The sequence below is a fragment of the Agrococcus sp. HG114 genome (assembly GCF_024723325.1).
In the GTDB taxonomy this organism is placed as follows: Bacteria; Actinomycetota; Actinomycetes; order Actinomycetales; family Microbacteriaceae; genus Agrococcus.
On record NZ_JANQCH010000005.1, the window covers coordinates 12,308 to 32,432 of the forward strand.

Here is a 20,125-nt window from a genome sequence, read left to right on the forward strand (position 1 = left end):
GCCGCGCCACAGCAAGCCCGAGCCCCGCTGCTCGCGGCTCGCGAGCGGGTCGATGCCCGCGCGCCGCGAACCGGCGACGCGGGACGTGCGTCGTGCGCGCTCAGGGCCGGCGGGCAGAGGTCACCGCGCGTTCACCCGCGCGGCATACGGTCGAAGCCGTGGCAACCCTCGAGCGGCGCATCGGCATCCCCGGCGCGATCATGATCGGCCTCGGCTCGATGATCGGCGCCGGGCTCTTCTTCGTCTGGGTGCCGGCGTGGCAGCTCGCGGGGGAGTGGCTGTGGCTCGCCCTGCTGCTCGCTGGAACGGTGGCGACGCTCAACGCGATGTCGACCGCGCAGCTCGCCATGCGGCACCCGGTCTCGGGCGGCGCCTACGCGTACGGACGCGCGGAGGTCTCGCCCGCGGTCGGCTTCGCGGCCGGCTGGATGTTCCTCACCGGCAAGACGGCGTCGGCGGGGGCGATCGCGCTCATCGCCGCGCGGCACGTGTGGCCGGACGGCGCGCCGTGGCTCGCAGCGGCGCTCATCGCGGTGCTCGCGCTCGTGAACGGCTCGGGCATCCGCTCGACGGTGCGCGTCACGAGCGCGATCGTCTCGGTCGTGCTCGTGCTCGTCATGGCCGCCCTCGTGTGGTCGGCGCTCGGGCTGCCCACCGCATCCGCCACCGGGCTCGAGACGGTCGCGCCGGTCGAGGCGAACCGCGTCGACGCGGCGCTCACGGGTCCGCTCGGCGTGCTGACCGCAGCCGGCATGCTGTTCTTCGCGTTCGCCGGCTATGCGCGCATGGCGACGCTCGGCGACGAGGTGCGCGACCCCGTGCGCACGCTGCCGCGGGCGATCGCCGCCGGGCTCGCGATCGTGCTCGTGCTCTACGGGCTCGTCGCGTGGGCGACGACGGGCCGGCTCGGGGACGCGCTCGCCGGCTCGGCCGCGCCGGTCGCCGACCTCGTGGGGGAGCGGTGGCTGCACGTCGCGCTCCTCGGCGCGGCGGCGCTCGCGAGCGTCGGGAGCCTCACGGGCATCCTCGCGGGGCTCTCGCGCACGGGGCTCGCGATGGCGCGCGGCAACGACCTGCCCGGGCCGCTCGCGTACGTGTGGCCGCGCACGAAGGCGCCGGTCGTCGCCGAGGCCGCGACGGCGGCGGCCGCGATCGCCGGGGTGCTGCTGCTGCCGGTCGGCCAGCTGGTCGCGTTCTCGTCGACGTGCGTGCTCACCTACTACGCGGTCGCGCACCTCAGCGCGATCCGCGGCGCTGGGCGCCCGGCCGAGGCTTCCGCCGACCCCGACGCGCGGCCCGTGCGCTGGTGGCTGCCGCGCTGGGTGCCGTTCGCCGGGCTCGCGCTCTGCGCGCTGCTCGTGGTGACGCTGCCCTGGATCGGCGTCGTCGCGGCGGCCGTGTGGCTCGCGCTCGGCCTCGCGTCCCGCGGGCTGCTGCGCCGCCGCTGACGCCCAGCCCGCCCCGCGCGAAGTGTGTCGGCTCGATGTGCGCCAGTCGCGCGGCGGCGACAATGAGCCGACACTCCTCGCCGGGGCAACGTGGGAATGGGTGACCGCACGGGACAGGTCTCGGCAGCGGCACGGGCACGTCTCGCAGCGGCGGCCGCAGCCCTCGCGGGAGCGCGTCGGGCACCGGCGACGGCCGCGCCCGGCGCCTCACGCCGTCCCGCGCGGCACGCGGTCCGGCCCCTCACGGGATCCCGCGCCTCACGCGGTCCCGCGCCTCACGCAAGCCCGCGCGTCACGGGGTCCGGCGCCGCAGGACGGCCGCGAGCTCGGCGAGCCAGCGATCGGGCGTCGGCACGAAGTCGCGGTTGGTCGCGCGCACGACGTGCAGGCCGATGCGCTCGAAGTCGCGGTACTTCTGGATGTCGCGATCCCACTGCCCCTCGTCGCGGTGCCCCTTGCCCTCGTACTCCTCGACGACGCCCGCGTGGCGGTGCATCAGGTCCGCCCTGCCCAGGAGCCGCCCCGTGGTGGGGTCGTAGACCTTCGCCTGCACCTCGGGCTCGGGCATGCCGGCGTCCACGATGAGCAATCGCATGTCGGTCTCCCGCGGTGACTCCACGCGGCGCCGGATCCTGGGCAGCGCCTGCCGCAGCGCTTCGGCGCCGGCCCTGCGGCCCCAGCGCGCGACGACCTCGTGCAGCTCGGCGATCGAGGCCAGCGGCCCGGGCAGCCGCCGATCGGGATAGTTCTCGGCGCCGCTCACCACGGCGTCGCCGAGCACCACGAGCTCGTGCGGCGTGCAGCGCGCTCCCATGAGCGCCCATGCGAGCGGAGCGGACGCCACCCGCATGCCCTCGACCTCCCACATGTCGAGGTGCGGCTCCGCGAGGCGCCGCACGCGCACGCCAGGGCGCTCGGGCTTGCTGCGGCCCTTCGGCGCGAGGACCTCCAGATCGCCGTGCCCGTCGAGCCGCCACGGCACGGGCAGCCCCAGGATCGCGAGCGCCGTGGCTCCGCCGAAGCACTGCCATGGGCGCAGCAGCGGCGCGAAGGCGGCGGCGCGCTCGAGGCGCGTCTCGGGCTGGGCCACGGAGCGGACGCCGACGAACGGCTTCGCGTACGAGGGCCCTCGGAGCACGCCTCGCGTCGCCCCCGCCGCGAGCGCGGCGCTGACCAGGAATCCCCGACCCGCCAGCCCCGGCGGCACCCCTGCGTCCACCCGCGCACCCTGCCACGCGCCGCCCCTGCGACCGACGCGCTCTCCACAGCCCCTGCCCGCGCCCGCCGCCGCCCGCGCATCCACCCACGCCGTCGTGCGCACCGGGACGGTCAGGAGTGTCGCTTCGTTGCACTGACGTGGCGTTCACGCTGCATCGAGGCGACACTCCCGCGCGGGGCGGGGGCGGGGCACGGCGGATGCGAGTCGGTGCAGCTCAGGCGGTCACGGGCGGCTGGGCCGACCACGGGAAGACGATCCACTCGTCGGTGCGCTTCCAGACGAAGTCCGGCGAGACGATCGACGCCGACTTCGCGTAGAGCACCGCGGAGCGCGCCTCGGCGCCCATGCCGCGCAGCAGCTCGAGCACGAGCGCGAGGGTGCGGCCCGAGTCGGCGACGTCGTCGACCACGAGCAGCCGCTTGCCGCGCACCGACTCCCCGTCGAGCATCGGCGCGAGCAGCACCGGGTCGGGCAGCGTCTGGTGCACGTCGGTGTAGAACTCCACGTTGATCGCGTCGGCGAGCTTGAGCCCGAGCGCGTACGCGAGGTGCCCGGCCGGCAGCAGCCCGCCGCGCGCGACAGCGATGACGATCTCGGGCTCGTAGCCGCTGTCGGCGATCCGCTGAGCGAGCTCCCGCCCGGCGTCGCCGAACGCCTCCCACGTCAGCACCTCCCGCTCGGCGAGGTCGGAGGCGTCTGCGTGGAAGGCGGTCATGCGACGACGCTACTCGGCGCGGGCGCGGATCGCCCTCGCGAGCTCCGACCAGGCGGTCGTCCCCGGCGCAACGGGCCGCTCCGTCGTCGGCGTCATCGACGCGACGGGTGACGGATGCGCGGCCGCGTGTCAGTGCGTGTCGGTCGCCTCGACCTCGGTGCGGTCGCCCGACCACTGCGTGTGGAACGTGCCCTCGCGGTCGATCCGGCGGTAGGTGTGGGCGCCGAAGAAGTCGCGCTGGCCCTGCACGAGCGCGGCGGGCAGCCGCTCCGCGCGCAGGCCGTCGTAGTACGCGAGGCTCGACGAGAACGCGGGCGACGGGATGCCGGCCTGCGCGGCCGCGACGACCACGCGGCGCCACGCCTCCTGCGCGCCGGCCATCGCCTCGCGGAAGTACGGCGCGAGGACGAGCGCCGGCAGGTCGGGGTCGGCGGCGTAGGCGTCGGTGATGTCGTTCAGGAACCGGGCGCGGATGATGCAGCCCGCGCGCCAGATGCGCGCGACCTCGCCCTTCCGGATGTCCCAGCCGTGCTCCTCGGCGGCCGCGACGATCTCGTCGAAGCCCTGCGAGTAGGCGATGATCTTCGACGCGAACAGGGCCTGCCGCACGTCCTCGATGAACGCATCCGCGTCGTCGACCCGCCACTCGGCCGACGGCCCCGGCAGGTCGGTCGCGGCGGCGCGCTGCGCGAGCCGCGACGAGAGCGAGCGGGCGAAGACGGCCTCGGCGATGCCGGAGACGGGCACCCCGAGGTCGAGCGCCGTCTGCACTGTCCAGGCGCCGGTGCCCTTGGCGCCCGCCGCGTCGAGGATCACGTCGACGAGCGGCTGGCCCGTCGCGGCGTCGACCTGCCGCAGCACCTCGGCGGTGATCTCGATGAGGTACGACTCGAGCTCGCCCCGGTTCCACTCGTCGAACACGTCGGCGATCTCGGCGGGGCTCTTGCCCGTGCCGCGGCGGATGAGGTCGTAGGCCTCGGCGATGAGCTGCATGTCGGCGTACTCGATGCCGTTGTGCACCATCTTCACGAAGTGGCCGGCGCCGTCGGTGCCGATGTGCGTCACGCACGGCTCGCCGTCGGCGACCGCGGCGATCGAGCGCAGGATCGGCCCGAGCGTCTCGTACGACTCGGCCGTGCCGCCCGGCATGAGCGAGGGCCCGTTGAGCGCGCCCTCCTCGCCGCCCGAGATGCCGCAGCCGACGAAGTGGATGCCCGTCTCGCGCACCGCGGCCTCGCGGCGGATCGTGTCGGTGAAGAGCGCGTTGCCGCCGTCGACGATGATGTCGCCCGGCTCGAAGACCTCGACGAGCTCGTCGATGACGGCGTCCGTGGGGCGGCCGGCCTTGACCATGACGATCGCGGTGCGGGGGCGCTGCAGCGAGTCCGCGAGCTCCTGCATCGTCGCCGCCTTCACGAAGCCCGCCTCGGGATGCGCGGCGATGAGGTCGTCCGTCTTCGACGTCGTGCGGTTGTAGACCGCGACCGTGTTGCCCTCGCGGCTCGCGAGGTTGCGCGCGAGGTTGCTCCCCATCACGGCGAGTCCGACGACGGCGATGTTGGCGGTGGCCATGGCGGGTCCTCCTGGTCGATGGGGGTCTGCCGCAAGGCTACCGAGGGGCGGATGCGGCACGTGCGTCGGAGCGGCGGGGAGCGATCCGGGGTTGTCCCGAGCGGCGCGCGGATCTACCGTCGGTGCGGGCGAGCGGGCTGACCGGCCTTCGGACGCAAGTAGTCTGATATCGAAGGAGCGCCCCATGCCAGAGCAGACAGTGAAGGTCGCCGTCGCGGTGACCCTCGACGACGAGTCGGCCGATCGCATCCGCACCCTCGAGCCGAGGATCGAGCTGCTCCGCGACAGCGGGCTCACGCGCCCGTGGCGCTGGCACGGCGACTGGGAGGGCGACCCGGACTGGCAGCGCACGCCCGCGCAGCAGGCGGCGTACGACGGCATGCTCGCAGAGGCCGACGCCCTGTTCGGCATCCCCGACGTCGAGCCCGCGGTGCTCGCGCGCGCCGTGCGCGCGAACCCTCGCCTGCGCTGGGTGCACACGACGTCCGCCGGCGGCGGCGCGCTCGTGCGCGCCGCACAGCTCACCGAGGAGGAGCTCGAGCGCGTGGCCGTCACGACGAGCGCGGGCGTGCACGCGTCGACGCTCGCAGAGTGGGCGCTGTTCGGCGTGCTGGCCGGCGCCAAGGACCTCCGCCGGCTCGAGCGCGACCAGGCCGAGCGCCACTGGTCGGACGGCCGTCGCATGATGCGCCACGTGAGCGAGATGACCGTGCTCATCGTCGGCACGGGCGGCATCGGCAAGCTCTGCGCCGAGCGGTTCTCGGCGCTCGGCGCGACCGTGTGGGGCACGACCCGCCGCGACGAGCCGGTCGCGCACGTCGACCGCCTCGTGCCGATCGGGCGGCTCGTCGAGGCCGCCGCCCACGCCGACGCGATCGTCAACACGCTGCCCGGCACCGAGCTGACCGCGGGGCTCATCGGCGAGCGCGTGCTCGGCGCGGTGCGCCCCGGCACCATCCTCGTGAACGTGGGCCGCGGCACCGTGGTCGACGAGGCGGCGCTGCTCGACGCCCTCGACGCCGGGCGCATCGGCTTCGCCGCCCTCGACGTCACCGCGACCGAGCCGCTGCCCGCCGGCAGCCCGCTGTGGGCGCATCCCGGGGTCCTCATCAGCCCCCACACCGCGGCGCTGTCGCGCCAGGAGCCGCGGCGCATCGCCGAGCTGTTCGCCGCGAACGCGACCCGCCTGCTCGACGGCGAGCCGCTCCAGAACCGCATGAGCACGAAGGAGTTCTACTGATGGCCACCGGCACCGCGCTGTTCGACCTCACGGGGCGCACCGCCCTCGTCACCGGCTCGAGCCAGGGGATCGGACGCGCGCTCGCGCAGGGCCTCGCCGAGGCCGGCGCGACTGTCGTCGTGCACGGCCGCGATGCGGCGAAGGCCGAGCGCGCCGCCGCCGAGATCGCCGACGCGACCGGGCGCGAGGCGCACGTCGCCCTCTTCGACGTGACGGATGCGTCGGCCGTCGACCGCGGGATCGCCGACGTCGAGGCGCGGCTCGGCACGCCCGACATCCTCGTCAACAACGCCGGCATCCAGCGGCGCAGCCCGATCGCCGAGTTCACCGACGACGACTGGCACGACCTCGTCGCGACGAACCTCACGAGCGCCTTCCTGCTCTCGCGCCGGGTCGCGAAGGGCATGATCGCGCGCGGCTCGGGCCGCATCGTCTCGATCGGCAGCGTGCAGTCGCAGCTCGCCCGCCCCTCGATCGCGCCGTACAGCGCGACGAAGGGCGCGATCGTCATGCTCACGAAGGGCCTGTGCGCCGACCTCGCGCCGCACGGCATCAGCGTGAACGCGCTCGCGCCCGGCTACTTCGCGACCGAGCTGACGCAGCCGCTCGTCGACGACCCCGAGTTCTCCGCCTGGGTCGCGCAGCGCACGCCGGCGGGCCGATGGGGCCGGGTCGAGGATCTCGTGGGCACCCTCGTCTTCCTCTCGAGCGACGCGAGCGCGTTCGTGAACGGCCAGACGATCTTCGTCGACGGCGGCATGACCGCAGTGGTGTGAGAGGAGCGCGGATGAGCGAGAACCTGGGCCTCGTCGCCCACGCCAAGGAGGATGTGCGCGTCGAGGCGCTGCCCGAGCCGCAGCCGGCCGCCGACGAGGCGGTCGTCGAGATCGCCTTCGGCGGCATCTGCGGCTCCGACCTGCACTACTGGCTGCACGGCGCGGCCGGGCAGTCGATCCTGCGCGAGCCGATGGTGCTCGGCCACGAGATCGTCGGCACCGTGCTGTCCCCGGCCGCCGACGGCACGGGGCCGGGCACCGGCACGCGCGTCGCCGTGCACCCCGCGACCCCCGTCGACGACGGGTCCGCGCCGTTCCCCGCCGACCGGCCGAACCTCAGCCCCGCGGGCACCTACCTCGGCTCCGCCGCTCGCCTCCCGCACACCGACGGCGCGTTCGCGCGCCGGGTCGCGCTGCCCGCCCGCATGCTCCGGCGCATCCCCGACGGCCTCGACCTGCGGCTCGCGGCGCTCGCCGAGCCCGCCGCCGTCGCGTGGCACGGCCTCGGCCAGGCCGGCGACGTGCGCGGCAAGCGGGTGCTCGTGATCGGCACAGGCCCCATCGGCGCGCTCGCGATCGCGGTCGCGAAGCACCACGGGGCGGCCGAGGTCGTCGCGACCGACCTGCACCCGCACCCGCGAGCGCTCGCCGAGCGGCTCGGGGCGCGCGCGATGGACGCGACGGATGCGGCGGGCATCGCCGCGCTGCACGCCGACGTGGTCGTCGAGTCGTCGGGCACCGTGCCGGGGCTCGCCGCCGCGATCAGCGGCGCGCGGCGCGGCGGCACCGTCGTCATGCTCGGGCTCCAGCGGGCCGGCGACATCGCCGTCCCGATGGCGACCGCGATCACGCGCGAGCTCACGCTCGTCGGCTCGTTCCGGTTCAACGACGAGCTCGACGAGGTGCTCGAGGCGCTCGCCGACGGCTCGCTCGACGCCGGGCCGGTCATCAGCCACGCGCTCCCCATCGAGCAGGGCCTCGCCGCGCTCGAGCTCGCTCGCGATGCGTCCGTATCCTCGAAGGTGCTGCTGGCGTTCGCCGAGCACGAGGGAGTGAGGGCATGAACGAGACGCGATACCCGTCGATGGTGATCATGGGCGTGCAGGGCTCGGGCAAGACGACGATCGGGCAGGCGCTCGCCGACCGCCTCAACATCCGCTTCATCGACGGCGACGACCTCCACCCGGTCGCGAACAAGGAGAAGATGCGCGCGGGCACGCCCCTCACCGACGAGGACCGCGTGCCGTGGCTCAAGACCATCGGCGAGACGATCGCCGCGGGCCGGGCGGAGGGGCGCATCACGATCGTCGCGTGCTCGGCGCTCAAGCGGTGGTACCGCGAGCTGCTGCGCTCGAGCGAGCCGGACCTCGTCTTCGTGCACCTCGTGGGCGAGAAGGGCCTCATCGCCGACCGCCTCGCGCACCGCGACCACGAGTACATGCCGACGACGCTGCTCGACAGCCAGGTCGACACGCTCGAGCCGCTCGCCGAGTGGGAGCACGGCATCGCGATCTCCATCGACCAGACGCCCGCCGCGATCGTCGACGAGGTCACGCGCATCCTCATCGGCCGCGCGGCCGGCCGCACCGTCGAGCCGGGCCCCGCGACGACGATCACGGGCACGATCGACCTGCCGCGAGCCTGACCGGCCCCCGCCGAGCGGCGACCGACCCCGGACCCGCGCCGAACGGCGACCCGCACCCCTGACCCTCGCAACCACCACAGCACAGGAGACGCACGATGGACGATCTGGTACTCAACTGGGACCTCGGGACGGGAGGGCTGCTGCTGCTCGCGGCCGCGGCCATCGCGTTCCTGCTCGTCCTCATCATGGCGTTCAGGATCCACGCGTTCCTCGCCCTGATGATCACGAGCCTGCTCACCGCGTTCGCGGCAGGCATCCCCTTCGACAAGCTCATGGCGGCGCTGTCGTTCGGCTTCAACCCCACGCTCGGCAGCGTCATGCTGCTCGTCGCGCTCGGCGCGATGCTCGGCCGCATGATCGAGACCTCGGGCGGCGCGCGCGTGCTGACCGACAAGCTCATCGGCGCGTTCGGCGAGCGGCGGGCCGCGATGGCCGTCGGCGTCGCGAGCCTGCTCATGGGCTTCCCGATCTTCTTCGACGCCGGCCTCGTCGTCATGATGCCGATCATCTACGCCGTCGCGCGCCGCCTGGGCGGTTCCCTCCTGACCGTCGCGTTCCCCGCGGCGCTCGCATTCAGCTCGATGCACATCTTCGTGCCGCCGCACCCGGGCCCCGTGTCGGCATCCGCGATCCTCGGCGCCGACGTCGGCCTCGTGCTGCTGCTCGGCCTCGTCGTCGCGATCCCCGTCTGGTACCTCGTCGGCGTGCTCTTCGGCGGCTGGGTCGGCCGCCGCTACGACGTCGGTGTGCCCTCGATCCTCGACGGCACCCGCGAGGAGCACGACGCGATGGAGTCGAACCCCTCGTTCGGCAAGATCGTCTTCCTGCTCGTGCTGCCGCTCATCCTCATCCTGATGAACACCGGCCTCAACATGTACGCGTCGACGACCGAGGACCCGGATGCGTTCAAGGCCGAGCCCGTCGTCGCGCTGCTGCGCACCCTGGGCGAGACGCCGATCGCGCTGCTCATCACCGTGCTCGTGTCGATGTGGCTGCTCGGCTGGGGCATGGGCAAGGCGGGCAGCCTCGTCGAGAAGGTCGCCGACAGCGCGCTCGGCCCGATCGCCTCGGTCGTGCTCGTCACCGGCGCCGGCGGCATGTTCGGCGGCGTGCTGCGCGTCACCGGCATCGGCGACGCGATCGCCGAGTCGCTCAACTCGATCGGCATGCCGGTGATCGTCGCCGCGTTCCTCATCTCGCTCATCGTGCGCATCGCGCAGGGTTCGGCGACCGTCGCGCTCACGACCGCGGCGTCGCTCATGGCGGGCGTCGTGGTCGACGGCGGCTTCAACCCCGTCGAGGTCGCCGCGATCGTGCTCGCGACCGCGGCCGGCTCGGTCGGCTTCAGCCACGTGAACGACTCGGGCTTCTGGCTCGTGAGCAAGTTCTTCGGCCTCGACGTGAAGACGACGCTCAAGACCTGGACCGTGGCGCAGGGCCTCATGGCCGTCATCGGCTTCATCCTGAGCTACGCGATCTACCTCATCGCCGGGCTCTTCGGCTGATCGAGGGTCGAGCGCCGGCCGAGCTCGGCCGGCGCTCGACCGATGCGGTAGCATCGGAGGCTGAACTTCGGCGAGGGATGCACGCGCATCCGTGATCGACGCGGTGGCAGCAGCAGGCACAGTCCTCACGCTTGGCGCGTTCGAGTCGACCCACGACGGGCTGCGGCCCACAAGGAGCACTTCCATGAGCACCGACGACAACAGGCTCGCGACCGAGACGCGCACCTCCTTCGGCAAGGGCGCGGCGCGCAAGCTGCGCGCCGTCGGCAAGGTCCCGGCCGTCCTGTACGGCCACGGCACCGAGCCGAAGCACCTCGCGCTCGACGCGCACGAGGTGTTCCTGCTCGTGCGCCGCTCGAACGCGATCCTCGACCTGCAGGTCGAGGGCGCCTCGCAGCTCGCCCTCGTGAAGGACGTGCAGCGCAACCCCGTCATGCAGGGCGTCGAGGCGATCGAGCACCTCGACCTGCTCATCGTGCAGCGCGGCGAGAAGGTCGTCGTCGACGTGCCCGTGCACCTCGAGGGCGAGTCGGCCGCCGGCACCATCCACAACCTCGAGGAGACCTCGCTCTCGATCGAGGTCGAGGCCCTCCACATCCCCGACGCGCTCACGGTCTCGATCGAGGGCCTCGAGGAGGGCGCGCACGTGCTCGCGCGCGACGTGCAGCTCCCGTCGGGTGCGACGCTCCTGACCGACCCGGAGGCGCTCGTCGTCGGCATCATCGTGCCCGCGGCGCCCGCGCTCGAGGACGAGGCGCCCGAGGGCGACGTCGTGCCGAGCGGCGAGGCCTCGCAGGAGACGGACGAGGCCGCCGCCGAGTAGGCGCTCCGGCTTCGCCGCTCCATGGCGCAGACGTGGCTCGTGGTCGGGCTCGGGAACCCCGGGCCCGACTACGCGCGCACGCGCCACAACATCGGGCAGATGGCGCTCGCCGAGCTCGAGCGCCGCGCCGGAGCGACCCCCAAGCGGCACGGCCGCGCCGCGGCGCTCGTCGCCGAGTCGCGCATCGTCGGAGGACCGAAGGTCGTCACCGCGTTCCCGACGACGTACATGAACCGCTCGGGCGGCCCCGTCGCACAGCTGATGGACTGGTACGGCGTCGATGCCGAGCACGTCATCGTGCTGCACGACGACCTCGACCTGCCGCTCGGCGAGATCCGGCTCAAGCAGGGCGGCGGCCACGGCGGCCACAACGGGATGCGCGACATCATCGCCGCCCGCGGCGGCGATGTCCTCCGGGTCCGGCTCGGCATCGGCCGCCCGCCCGGCCGACAGGATCCCGCCGACTTCGTGCTCAAGCCGTTCGCGAAGTCGGAGCAGCCCGAGGCGGAGCTCCTCGTGCAGCTCGGCGCGGACGCCGTCGAGCGGATCATCGCCGACGGCTTCCTCGCGGCGCAGCAGCGCATCCACGCCCCGTCCTGACGCTCGGGGCGCGCCGCTAGCATGGGCGCTGCAGCTCTGACAGCAGGGAGACGACCATTCGCAGACTCTCGATCGCTGCCGCGTGCGCGGCCGCGCTCGTCCTCGCGGGCTGCGCGAGCGGCGACGACAAGCAGCAGGACGCGCAGGGCCCGAACGGCTACACGCTCTCCGCCTCGAGCCCGGACGGCTCGGTGCTGTGGTGGGACCGCAGCAGCGAGTCGGGCCTGACCGACCTCATCCTCGAGGACCCGCAGGGGCGCTTCCTCGCCTCGTGCCTCGGCACCGGGCCGCTCCTGTGCGTCGCGGGCCCGGATGCCGCGAAGGGCGTGCTCGTGATCGCGCCCGCGGGCGCTGAGCGCGCCGTCATGACCTGGTACGGCCAGCAGGTCGAGCTCACGCGCGGCGAGAACGTGCCGGCCGACGCCCCGCCCGTGTTCGTCGGCGTCATGCCGCCCGCCGCCGCCGAGGGCGGCTACTCCCTGCAGGTGCTCGACGGCGCGGGCGCCGTCATCATGAGCCAGTGAGCCTCGAGCCTCTCCTCGCACTCCTGGAGGCCGGCGCCCTCGCCCCCGTCGTCGAGGCGCGGCGCGGCGGTGCGCTGAGCGGCATCGAGGCGATGCGCGCGCCCGTCGTCGCGACGCTCGCGAGCGGGCACGAGCGGCCGCTGCTCGTGATCACCGCAACCCGGCGCGAGGCCGACGCGGTGCGCGACGACCTGGGCGCGTGGCTGCCGGGCGCGCAGGTGCTCTCGCTCCCCGCGTGGGAGACGCTGCCGCACGAGCGCTTGAGCCCGTCGCCCGAGACGGTCGGCCAGCGCGGCGCGACGCTGCGCGCGGTCGCCGAGCGCGATCCCGCCCGCCCGACGATCGTCGTCGCGTCGGTGCGCGCCGCGCTCCAGCCGGTCGCCGACAACCTGCTCGACATCGAGCCGGTCGAGCTCGTCGCGGGCGCGCGCGGCATCGACCTCGCCGCGCTCTCCCGGCGGCTCGTCGACCTCGCCTACCTGCGCGTCGACATGGTCACCCGCCGCGGCGAGTTCGCGGTGCGCGGCGGCATCGTCGACGTGTTCAGCCCCGCCGCCGACCACCCCGTGCGCATCGAGCTCTTCGGCGACGAGGTCGAGCAGATGCGCTGGTTCCACGTCGCCGACCAGCGCAGCGAGCCCACGCCCCTCGAGCGGGTCGTGCTGCCCGCGAGCCGCGAGATGCTGCTGACGGATGCGGTGCGCGCGCGGGCGCGCGAGCTCGCTCCCGAGTTCCCCGGCATCCAGCAGATGCTCGAGAAGATCGCCGAGGGCATCCCGGTCGAGGGCATGGAGTCGCTCGCCCCCGCGCTGCTGCCCCGCCTGGTGCCGATCACGCACTACCTGCACGGCGCGGGCATCGTCGTGCTCGGCCCCGAGCGCATCCGCGACCGCGTCGCGAGCCTCAACGACACGAACCAGGAGTTCCTCGAGGCGGCATGGAGCGCTGCGACCGCGGGCGGCGAGGCGCCGGTCGACCTGCGCAGCGGCTTCCTCGACCTCGACGAGCTGCGCGAGCACGCCGAGGGCCCCTGGTGGACGTTCTCGACGCTCCAGGCCGACGACTCGGTCGCCGCGATCGAGGCGGAGCCGGTGCCGAGCTTCACCGGCCGTGCCGACGGCGCCGTCGAGCACCTGCGCGAGCGCGCGCGCGACGGCTGGCGCATCGTCGTCACCGCCGCCGGCCACGGCCTCGTCGAGCGAGCGGCGCAGGTGCTCGGCGAGCGCGACGTCGCGGCGCGCGAGGTCGCCGCGCTCCCCGCCGAGCTCGAGCCGGGCATCGTGCATGTCACCCAGGCGGCCGTCGAGCACGGCTTCTCGCTGCCCGAGGAGCGCGTCGAGCTCGTGAGCGAGGCGGAGTTCTTCGGCCGCGCCGTCGGCGTCGACAGCCGGCAGCCGCACAAGCTCGCCGGCCGGCGCCGCTCGGTCGTGGACCCGCTGCAGCTCAAGGCCGGCGACTACGTCGTGCACGAGACCCACGGGGTCGGCCGCTTCGTCGAGCTCACCCAGCGCACCGTCTCCACCGGCGGCCGCAACCCCGTGAAGACCACGCGCGAGTACCTCGTGATCGAGTACGCGCCCTCGAAGCGCGGGCAGCCCGGCGACCGGCTCTCGGTGCCCACCGACCAGCTCGACCAGCTCAACCGCTACGTCGGCGGCGAGGCGCCGCAGCTGTCGAAGATGGGCGGCAGCGACTGGCAGCAGTCGAAGGCGAAGGCGCGCAAGGCCGTGCGCGAGATCGCGGTCGAGCTCGTGCAGCTCTACTCGAAGCGCATGGCGTCGAAGGGGCGCGCGTTCGGGCCGGACACGCCCTGGCAGCGCGAGCTCGAGGACGCGTTCCCGTACGCCGAGACGCCCGACCAGCTCACGACGATCGACGAGGTCAAGCGCGACATGGAGCGCCCGGTGCCGATGGACCGGCTGCTCTCGGGCGACGTCGGCTACGGCAAGACCGAGGTCGCGGTGCGCGCGGCGTTCAAGGCCGTGCAGGACGGCACGCAGGTCGCGGTGCTCGTGCCCACGACGCTCCTCGTGCGCCAGCACTTCGAGACCTTCGCGGCGCGCTTCGCGGGCTTCCCCGTGCAGGTCCGGGCGCTCAGCCGGTTCCAGACCGACAAGGAGGTGCGCGAGACCGTCGCGGGCCTCGCCGACGGCACCGTCGACGTCGTGATCGGGACCCACCGCATCCTCTCGGACGCCATCCGGTTCAAGGAGCTCGGCCTCGTCATCATCGACGAGGAGCAGCGCTTCGGCGTCGAGCACAAGGAGAAGCTCAAGGCGCTCAAGGCGAACGTCGACGTGCTCTCGATGTCGGCGACCCCCATCCCGCGCACGCTCGAGATGGCGGTCACCGGCATCCGGGAGATGTCGACCCTCGCGACGCCGCCCGAGGCGCGGCACCCCGTGCTCACGTTCGTCGGCGCCTACAACGAGCAGCAGGTCGCCGCCGCGATCCGCCGCGAGCTGCTGCGCGAGGGGCAGGTGTTCTTCGTGCACAACCGCGTCTCCTCGATCAACCGGGTCGCCGCGCAGCTCGCCGAGCTCGTGCCCGAGGCGCGCATCGGCGTCGCGCACGGCAAGATGGCCGAGTCGCAGCTCGAGCGCGTCATCGTCGACTTCTGGGAGAAGCAGTACGACGTGCTCGTCTCGACGACGATCGTCGAGACGGGCCTCGACATCCCGAACGCGAACACCCTCATCGTCGACCGCGCCGAGCGGTACGGGCTCAGCCAGCTGCACCAGCTGCGCGGCCGCGTCGGGCGCGGGCGGGAGCGCGCGTACGCGTACTTCCTGTACGACGCCGAGAGCCCGCTCTCCGAGACGGCCCACGACCGGCTCGAGACGATCGCGGTGCACAACGAGCTCGGCGCAGGCATGCAGGTCGCGCTCAAGGACCTCGAGATCCGCGGCGCCGGCAACATGCTCGGCGGCGAGCAGTCGGGCCACATCGCCGGCGTCGGCTTCGACCTCTACCTGCGCATGGTCGGGGAGGCGGTCGCGGTCTTCCGCGGCGAGGAGGACGAGGGGCCGCGCGAGCTGCGGCTCGAGCTCCCGGTCGACGCGGTCATCCCCGAGGAGTACGTCGACTCGGAGCGGCTGCGGCTCGAGGCCTATCAGAAGCTCTCCGCCGCCGCCTCCGCGCGCGACGACGCCGCGATCGACCACGTGCTCGAGGAGCTCCGCGACCGCTACGGCGAGCCGCCCGCGCAGGTCACCTCGCTCGTCGCGATCGCCCGCCTGCGGCGCAAGGCGCAGCGCGCCCGGCTCTCCGAGGTCATCACCGTGGGGCCGAACCTGCGCATCGCGCCCGCGGAGCTCGCCGAGTCGGTGCAGCTGCGACTGCGCCGCATGTACCCGGGTGCGAAGCTCAACGCGTCGGCGAAGTCGCTCGTCGTGCCGATCCCGACCGCGGGCGGCGGCCGGCTCGCGGGCACGCAGGCGGAGCCGCTGCCGGACGCCGAGCTCATCGCGTGGGTCGACGCGCTCCTCACGGCGATCTTCCCGCCGCCGAAGGAGCCGGAGTCCGGCTCGGCACCGGAGCCCGGCGCGGAGGGTGGCCGATCGTGAGCGCGCTCGACGAGCTCGTCACGGTCATGGCGCGGCTCCGGGGCCCGGGCGGCTGCCCGTGGGACGGGGAGCAGACGCACGCCTCGCTCGCGCCCTACGCGCTCGAGGAGGCCCACGAGCTCGTCGAGGCGATCGAGGCCGGCGACCACGCGCACCTGCGCGAGGAGCTCGGCGACGTGCTGCTCCAGGTCGTCTTCCACGCCGACATCGCGCGCGCCGAGGGCCGCTTCGACCTCGACGACGTCGCATCCGCCCTCGTCGAGAAGCTCCGGCGCCGGCACCCGCACGTCTTCGCCGACGTCGCGGTCGGCGGCGTCGATGACGTCGTCGCGAACTGGGACGCGATCAAGCGCGCCGAGAAGCCCGAGCGGGGCAGCGCGCTCGACGGGGTGCCGGCATCGCTGCCCGCGCTCGCACGCGCGCAGAAGGTGCTCCGCCGCGCCGAGCGCGCGGGGCTCGCGGTGGCGGATGCGCCGGCTCCCGAGACCGAGGACGAGCTCGGCCGCGCGCTCCTCGCGCTCGTGCGCGACGCGACCGTGCGCGGGCTCGACGCCGAGCGGGCGCTCCGCACCGCGACCCGCGACCTCGAGCACCGCCTGCGCGCCCACGAGCCGCCCGGCTGACCCCGGTCATCCGCGAGGAGCACCCGCGCGCCCCCCGACCCGCCCCGCCGACCCCCGTCATGCGCGAGGAGTGTCGGCCGATGGCAGCGGCCGCTGCCCTCCGGAGCACGCGGCCGACACTCCTCCGGCGCAGCCCTCGCTACGGGACGACGACGACGTTGCCGATCTTGCGGTGCGAGTCGACGATCTCGTAGGCCCGCGCGATCTCGGCGAGCGGGATCGTCTCCTGCAGCACGGGATCGAGCTCGCGCGCGTCGAGCAGCGCGAGCAGGCGCCGCATGTGCTCGGGCTTCTCGCCGGCGACGCCCGTCTTGACGTCGCCGCGGGCGCTGAGCATGTCGCGCAGGCCGCCGGCGATGAGCACGAGCGTGCCGCCCTCGCGCAGCAGGGGCCGCCCCGTGCGCGCCGAGAGCGTGCCGACGGTGTCGAGGATCACGTCGAAGCGGTCGTCGAGGGCGGTGACGTCCTCGCGCTCGTAGTCGACGACCCGCTCGGCCCCGAGCGCGCGGACGAGCCCGGCGTTGCGCCCGCTCGTCACGCCGGTCACGCGCGCGCCCGCGATCCGCGCGAGCTGCACGGCGCTCGAGCCGACCGCGCCCGAGGCGCCGACGACGAGCACCGACCGGCCGGCCGCGAGGCCCACCGCGTCGAGGAAGTGCAGCGCGGTGAGGCCGCCGAAGAGCACCGCGGCGGCGGCCTCGTGGGAGACGCCGGCAGGCTTCGGCACGAGCCGCTCGGCGGCGACCGCGACGAGCTCGGCGTGCGCACCGAAGCGGGCTCCGGTGGTGCCGCTCACCTCGTCGCCGACGGCGAACGCGGTGACGCCCTCGCCGAGCGCGTCGACGACGCCCGAGAACGACATGCCGAGGATCGCTCGGCGCGGCTTGCGGATGCCGAGCGCGAGGCGAGCGCCCCAGCGCATCCCGGCGGGGAAGGCGGCCCCGCGCACGCGCGCGTCGCCTGCCGTGACGGCCGCCGCGCGCACGCGCACGACGACCTCGCCCTTCCCGGGCGAGGCGTCTGCGACCTCGACGACCCTCGCGACCTCCGGCGGCCCGTACCGCTCGACGACGACTGCGCGCATCCGCTGCTCTCCTTACACCTGTAAGCCGATCTCGCGGCGAGCGTATCCTTACACTCGTAAGTGCGCAAGGGGACAGGGCGCGGCGACCGCGCACGGCGAGAGGGGCGGACATGGCGAAGGGGCTCACGCGCGAGCGGATCGTCGCCGCAGCGGCCGACGTCGCCGACCGCGACGGGATCGCGCGCGTCAGCATGCGCAGCGTGGGCCGCGAGCTCGGCGTCGAGGCGATGTCGCTCTACCACCACGTCGCGAGCAAGGAGGCGCTGCTCGACGCGCTCGGCGACTGGCTCATGGCGCAGGTCGAGCCGCCGCCGCTCGATGTGCCGTGGCGCGACGGCATCCGCACGCGCTGCGCGTCGCTCCGGGCGGTCATGGCGAGGCACCCGTGGGGCCCGGCGATCGTCGAGTCGCGGCGCGCGGCGGGCGAGACGCTCCTCGGCCACCTCGAGGCGGTGCTCGAGTGCCTCCACCGCGGGGGCTTCCCGGTGCAGCTCGCGGCGCACGCGTTCTCGGTGCTCGACGCCTACGTCTACGGCTTCGTCATCACGGAGCAGAGCCTGCCCTTCGAGCCCGGTGGCGGCGTCGACGAGCTCGCCCAGCAGATGGCGCTGCCCGCCGACCGCTTCCCGCGCATGGTCGCGCTCATCGAGCAGGCGATCGTCGGCCGCGGCTACGACTACGGCGACGAGTTCGCGTACGGCCTCGAGCTCGTGCTCGACGGGCTCGAGTCGAGGCTCGCGGCGTCCCGCGCCGGCCGCTGAACCGGCACGGGCGCGGACCGCTCCGCCGACTCCCGGTGCCGGAGGGCGCCGATCGCCGCGACGACGAGGATCCCGACCACGAACGCGATGAGCACCTGGCCCGTCGGCCACACGAGCCCGGCCCAGCCGCCGTGCTCGCCCGGGTCGAGGAAGGGGTAGGGGAACCAGCCGTCGACGAGCCCGCCGCGCAGCCACGCCGCGACGAGGTACGCGACCGGGTACGACATCCACCACACCGCCCGCGCGACGCGGATGCGCCCCGCCGTCGGCACGAGCAGCCAGTCGAGCCCGACCATCCACGGGATGAACCGGTGCTGCGCGGCGTTCGTGAACTCGATCGACCACGCCCACACCTCGTCGGGCTTCGCGAGCAGCACCGCGTACACGAGGCCCGTGAGCACGATGTAGGCGGTGATGGCGCCGCGCACGTGGTCGAACCAGCGCGGCCGCCGTCGCTCGGGCACGAGCAGCAGCCAGGCCATGAGCGCGATGACCATGAGGTTCGCCTGCACCGTGAAGTACGCGAAGTGCTCGGTGGGCGGCTCGCCCGAGCGCAGCATGTTCGCGATGTTCCACACCTCGGCGAACACCGCCGTCAGCAGGATGAGCAGCCGCCATGCCACCACGGGCACGGCGCGGTCGGTGAAGGGCCAGCGTCGTCGCACGCGGCCATGGTGCCATCGGCGGATGCGCCGGCGCGCGAGGGCGCGCACGCGGGTGCGGGAGAATGGTCGGCATGGCAACCCAGGTGCACCCGCCGCGCGGCATGCGCGACTTCCTGCCCGTCGAGAAGCGGCGCCGCGAGCGCGTGCTGCGCGTCATCCGGGACGCCTACGAGGACCACGGGTTCGAGGAGATCGAGACGCCCGTCGTCGAGGACGCCGACCGGCTGCACGCCGGGCTCGGCGGCGACAACGAGAAGCTCGCGTTCGCGATCATGCGGCGGGGGCTCTCCGCGGAGGACCTGCGCGGCGCGGGCGCCCCGCTCGAGCTCGCCGACCTCGGCCTCCGGTTCGACCTGACCGTGCCGCTCGCGCGCTTCATCGCCACGAACCGCGCGGCGCTGCCGCCGGTGTTCCGCGCGATCCAGATCGCGCCGGTATGGCGAGCCGAGCGCCCGCAGCGCGGGCGGTTCCGCCAGTTCATGCAGTGCGACATCGACATCGCCGGCGAGCCGGGCATCGTGGCCGAGCTCGAGCTGCTCGCGGCGACGGCGGATGCGCTCACGCGGCTCGGGATCCCGGACGCGTTCGTGCGCGTCAACGACCGCCGCATCCTCGCCGCCGCGCTCGAGCACGCGGGCGTGCCCGAGGAGCTGCGCGACGCGGCGCTCATCACGGTCGACAAGCTCGACAAGATCGCCCGCGACGGCGTCGTCGCCGAGCTCGCGGAGCGCGGCATCGACGGCGAGCGGCTCATGGCGACGCTCGAGGAGATCCGCGACGGCCGGGTGCCGGAGGGGCTCGACGCGGCCGTGCTCGACGACGTGCGCTCCCTGCTGGACGCGAGCGTCGGCATCCGCCTCGAGTTCGACCCGACGCTCGTGCGCGGGATGGGCTACTACACGGGCCCGATCTTCGAGATCGCCCACCCCGACCTGCCGTTCTCGATCGGCGGGGGCGGCCGGTACGACGGCATGATCGGGCGGTTCCTCGGGCAGGACATGCCGGCGGTCGGCATCTCGCTCGGCTTCGAGCGGCTCGTCGACCTCGTCGAGCTGCCCGCCGGGGGAGCGCGCGAGGCGATCGCGCTGCTCGTCGACAAGCAGACCCCGCCCGCCGAGGCGCTCGCGATCAAGCGCGACCTCGTCGCCGCCGGCCACACGGTGCGCATGCAGCGGCGCACGAAGAACGTGACGGGCCTGCTCGAGCAGCTCGCGGCATCCGGTGCCACGCAGTTCGCGTTCGTGCGCCCGGGCGACGCGGCGGCCACGCTCGAGGTGAAGCCGATCGGGTGAGGCCGGCTCCGGTCCGAGGCACGGGACGTGCCTCGGCGCTGGGGTCGCGGTGGAGACGCGAACGCGT

General features: G+C 74.0%; 18 protein-coding genes. 13 read left to right on the forward strand and 5 right to left on the reverse strand.

What is annotated here, in order from left to right; translation table 11 throughout:
• Positions 1-158 precede the first annotated feature (158 nt).
• Positions 159-1,448 carry an APC family permease gene (locus NWP09_RS01425; RefSeq protein ID WP_258273759.1) on the forward strand — a complete coding sequence of 430 codons (1,290 nt, stop codon included), beginning with the start codon at positions 159-161 and terminating at the stop codon, positions 1,446-1,448.
• A 292-nt stretch (positions 1,449-1,740) separates the two neighbouring features.
• On the opposite strand, the gene NWP09_RS01430 is transcribed toward NWP09_RS01425, so the two are convergent.
• From NWP09_RS01430 to gndA, 3 genes are all read right to left on the reverse strand, one after another.
• Positions 1,741-2,586, reverse strand: coding sequence for a hypothetical protein (locus tag NWP09_RS01430; protein ID WP_258273760.1), 846 nt, complete (start codon positions 2,584-2,586; stop codon positions 1,741-1,743).
• A gap of 295 nt (positions 2,587-2,881) precedes the next feature.
• Positions 2,882-3,382, reverse strand: a complete 501-nt coding sequence (locus NWP09_RS01435; protein ID WP_258273761.1) for a phosphoribosyltransferase — start codon at positions 3,380-3,382, stop codon at positions 2,882-2,884.
• A 129-nt stretch (positions 3,383-3,511) separates the two neighbouring features.
• On the reverse strand, positions 3,512-4,954 hold the full coding sequence (gene gndA, locus NWP09_RS01440) for an NADP-dependent phosphogluconate dehydrogenase (protein WP_258273762.1): 1,443 nt from the start codon (positions 4,952-4,954) through the stop codon (positions 3,512-3,514).
• 184 nt (positions 4,955-5,138) lie between these two features.
• Between gndA and NWP09_RS01445 the strand changes: the two genes are divergently transcribed.
• From NWP09_RS01445 to NWP09_RS01490, 10 genes are all read left to right on the forward strand, one after another.
• Positions 5,139-6,194: a D-2-hydroxyacid dehydrogenase gene (locus NWP09_RS01445; protein WP_258273763.1), complete on the forward strand. Its 1,056-nt coding sequence runs from the start codon at positions 5,139-5,141 to the stop codon at positions 6,192-6,194.
• Positions 6,194-6,970 carry a glucose 1-dehydrogenase gene (locus tag NWP09_RS01450; protein ID WP_258273764.1) on the forward strand — a complete coding sequence of 259 codons (777 nt, stop codon included), beginning with the start codon at positions 6,194-6,196 and terminating at the stop codon, positions 6,968-6,970. The genes NWP09_RS01445 and NWP09_RS01450 overlap by 1 nt, the downstream gene beginning before the upstream one ends.
• 11 nt (positions 6,971-6,981) lie before the next feature.
• Positions 6,982-8,034 carry a zinc-binding dehydrogenase gene (locus NWP09_RS01455; RefSeq protein ID WP_258273765.1) on the forward strand — a complete coding sequence of 351 codons (1,053 nt, stop codon included), beginning with the start codon at positions 6,982-6,984 and terminating at the stop codon, positions 8,032-8,034.
• A complete protein-coding gene (locus tag NWP09_RS01460; protein WP_258273766.1) occupies positions 8,031-8,615 on the forward strand; it encodes a gluconokinase in 585 nt (194 codons plus the stop codon). Before NWP09_RS01455 ends, NWP09_RS01460 begins: the two co-directional genes overlap by 4 nt.
• A 95-nt stretch (positions 8,616-8,710) precedes the next feature.
• The gene (locus tag NWP09_RS01465) at positions 8,711-10,120 is read left to right on the forward strand and encodes a GntP family permease (protein ID WP_258273767.1); all 1,410 of its coding nucleotides are present in this window, start codon (positions 8,711-8,713) and stop codon (positions 10,118-10,120) included.
• A gap of 184 nt (positions 10,121-10,304) precedes the next feature.
• Positions 10,305-10,943 carry a 50S ribosomal protein L25/general stress protein Ctc gene (locus tag NWP09_RS01470; protein ID WP_258273768.1) on the forward strand — a complete coding sequence of 213 codons (639 nt, stop codon included), beginning with the start codon at positions 10,305-10,307 and terminating at the stop codon, positions 10,941-10,943.
• 21 nt (positions 10,944-10,964) lie between these two features.
• Positions 10,965-11,543, forward strand: coding sequence for an aminoacyl-tRNA hydrolase (gene pth, locus NWP09_RS01475; RefSeq protein WP_258273769.1), 579 nt, complete (start codon positions 10,965-10,967; stop codon positions 11,541-11,543).
• 191 nt (positions 11,544-11,734) lie between these two features.
• On the forward strand, positions 11,735-12,067 hold the full coding sequence (locus NWP09_RS01480) for a hypothetical protein (protein WP_258273770.1): 333 nt from the start codon (positions 11,735-11,737) through the stop codon (positions 12,065-12,067).
• Between the two features lie 92 nt (positions 12,068-12,159).
• Positions 12,160-15,633 (forward strand): transcription-repair coupling factor, encoded by a 3,474-nt coding sequence (gene mfd / locus NWP09_RS01485; protein ID WP_258273783.1) that lies wholly within the window; start codon positions 12,160-12,162, stop codon positions 15,631-15,633.
• A complete protein-coding gene (locus NWP09_RS01490) occupies positions 15,630-16,256 on the forward strand; it encodes a YabN family protein (RefSeq protein WP_258273771.1) in 627 nt (208 codons plus the stop codon). Before mfd ends, NWP09_RS01490 begins: the two co-directional genes overlap by 4 nt.
• Positions 16,257-16,395: 139 nt before the next feature.
• Here the strand turns inward: NWP09_RS01490 and NWP09_RS01495 are convergent, their stop codons facing one another.
• A complete protein-coding gene (locus NWP09_RS01495; RefSeq protein ID WP_258273772.1) occupies positions 16,396-17,340 on the reverse strand; it encodes an NAD(P)-dependent alcohol dehydrogenase in 945 nt (314 codons plus the stop codon).
• Between the two features lie 110 nt (positions 17,341-17,450).
• On the opposite strand from NWP09_RS01495, the gene NWP09_RS01500 reads away from it, so the two are divergent.
• Complete coding sequence (locus NWP09_RS01500) at positions 17,451-18,101, forward strand: TetR/AcrR family transcriptional regulator (protein ID WP_258273773.1); 651 nt, start codon at positions 17,451-17,453, stop codon at positions 18,099-18,101.
• On the opposite strand, the gene NWP09_RS01505 is transcribed toward NWP09_RS01500, so the two are convergent.
• Positions 18,017-18,766: a Pr6Pr family membrane protein gene (locus NWP09_RS01505; RefSeq protein ID WP_258273774.1), complete on the reverse strand. Its 750-nt coding sequence runs from the start codon at positions 18,764-18,766 to the stop codon at positions 18,017-18,019. The genes NWP09_RS01500 and NWP09_RS01505 overlap by 85 nt on opposite strands.
• Before the next feature lie 71 nt (positions 18,767-18,837).
• Here NWP09_RS01505 and hisS point away from each other — a divergent pair, with 71 nt between their 5' ends.
• Positions 18,838-20,058, forward strand: coding sequence for a histidine--tRNA ligase (gene hisS, locus NWP09_RS01510; protein WP_258273775.1), 1,221 nt, complete (start codon positions 18,838-18,840; stop codon positions 20,056-20,058).
• The last annotated feature ends 67 nt before the right edge of the window (positions 20,059-20,125 follow it).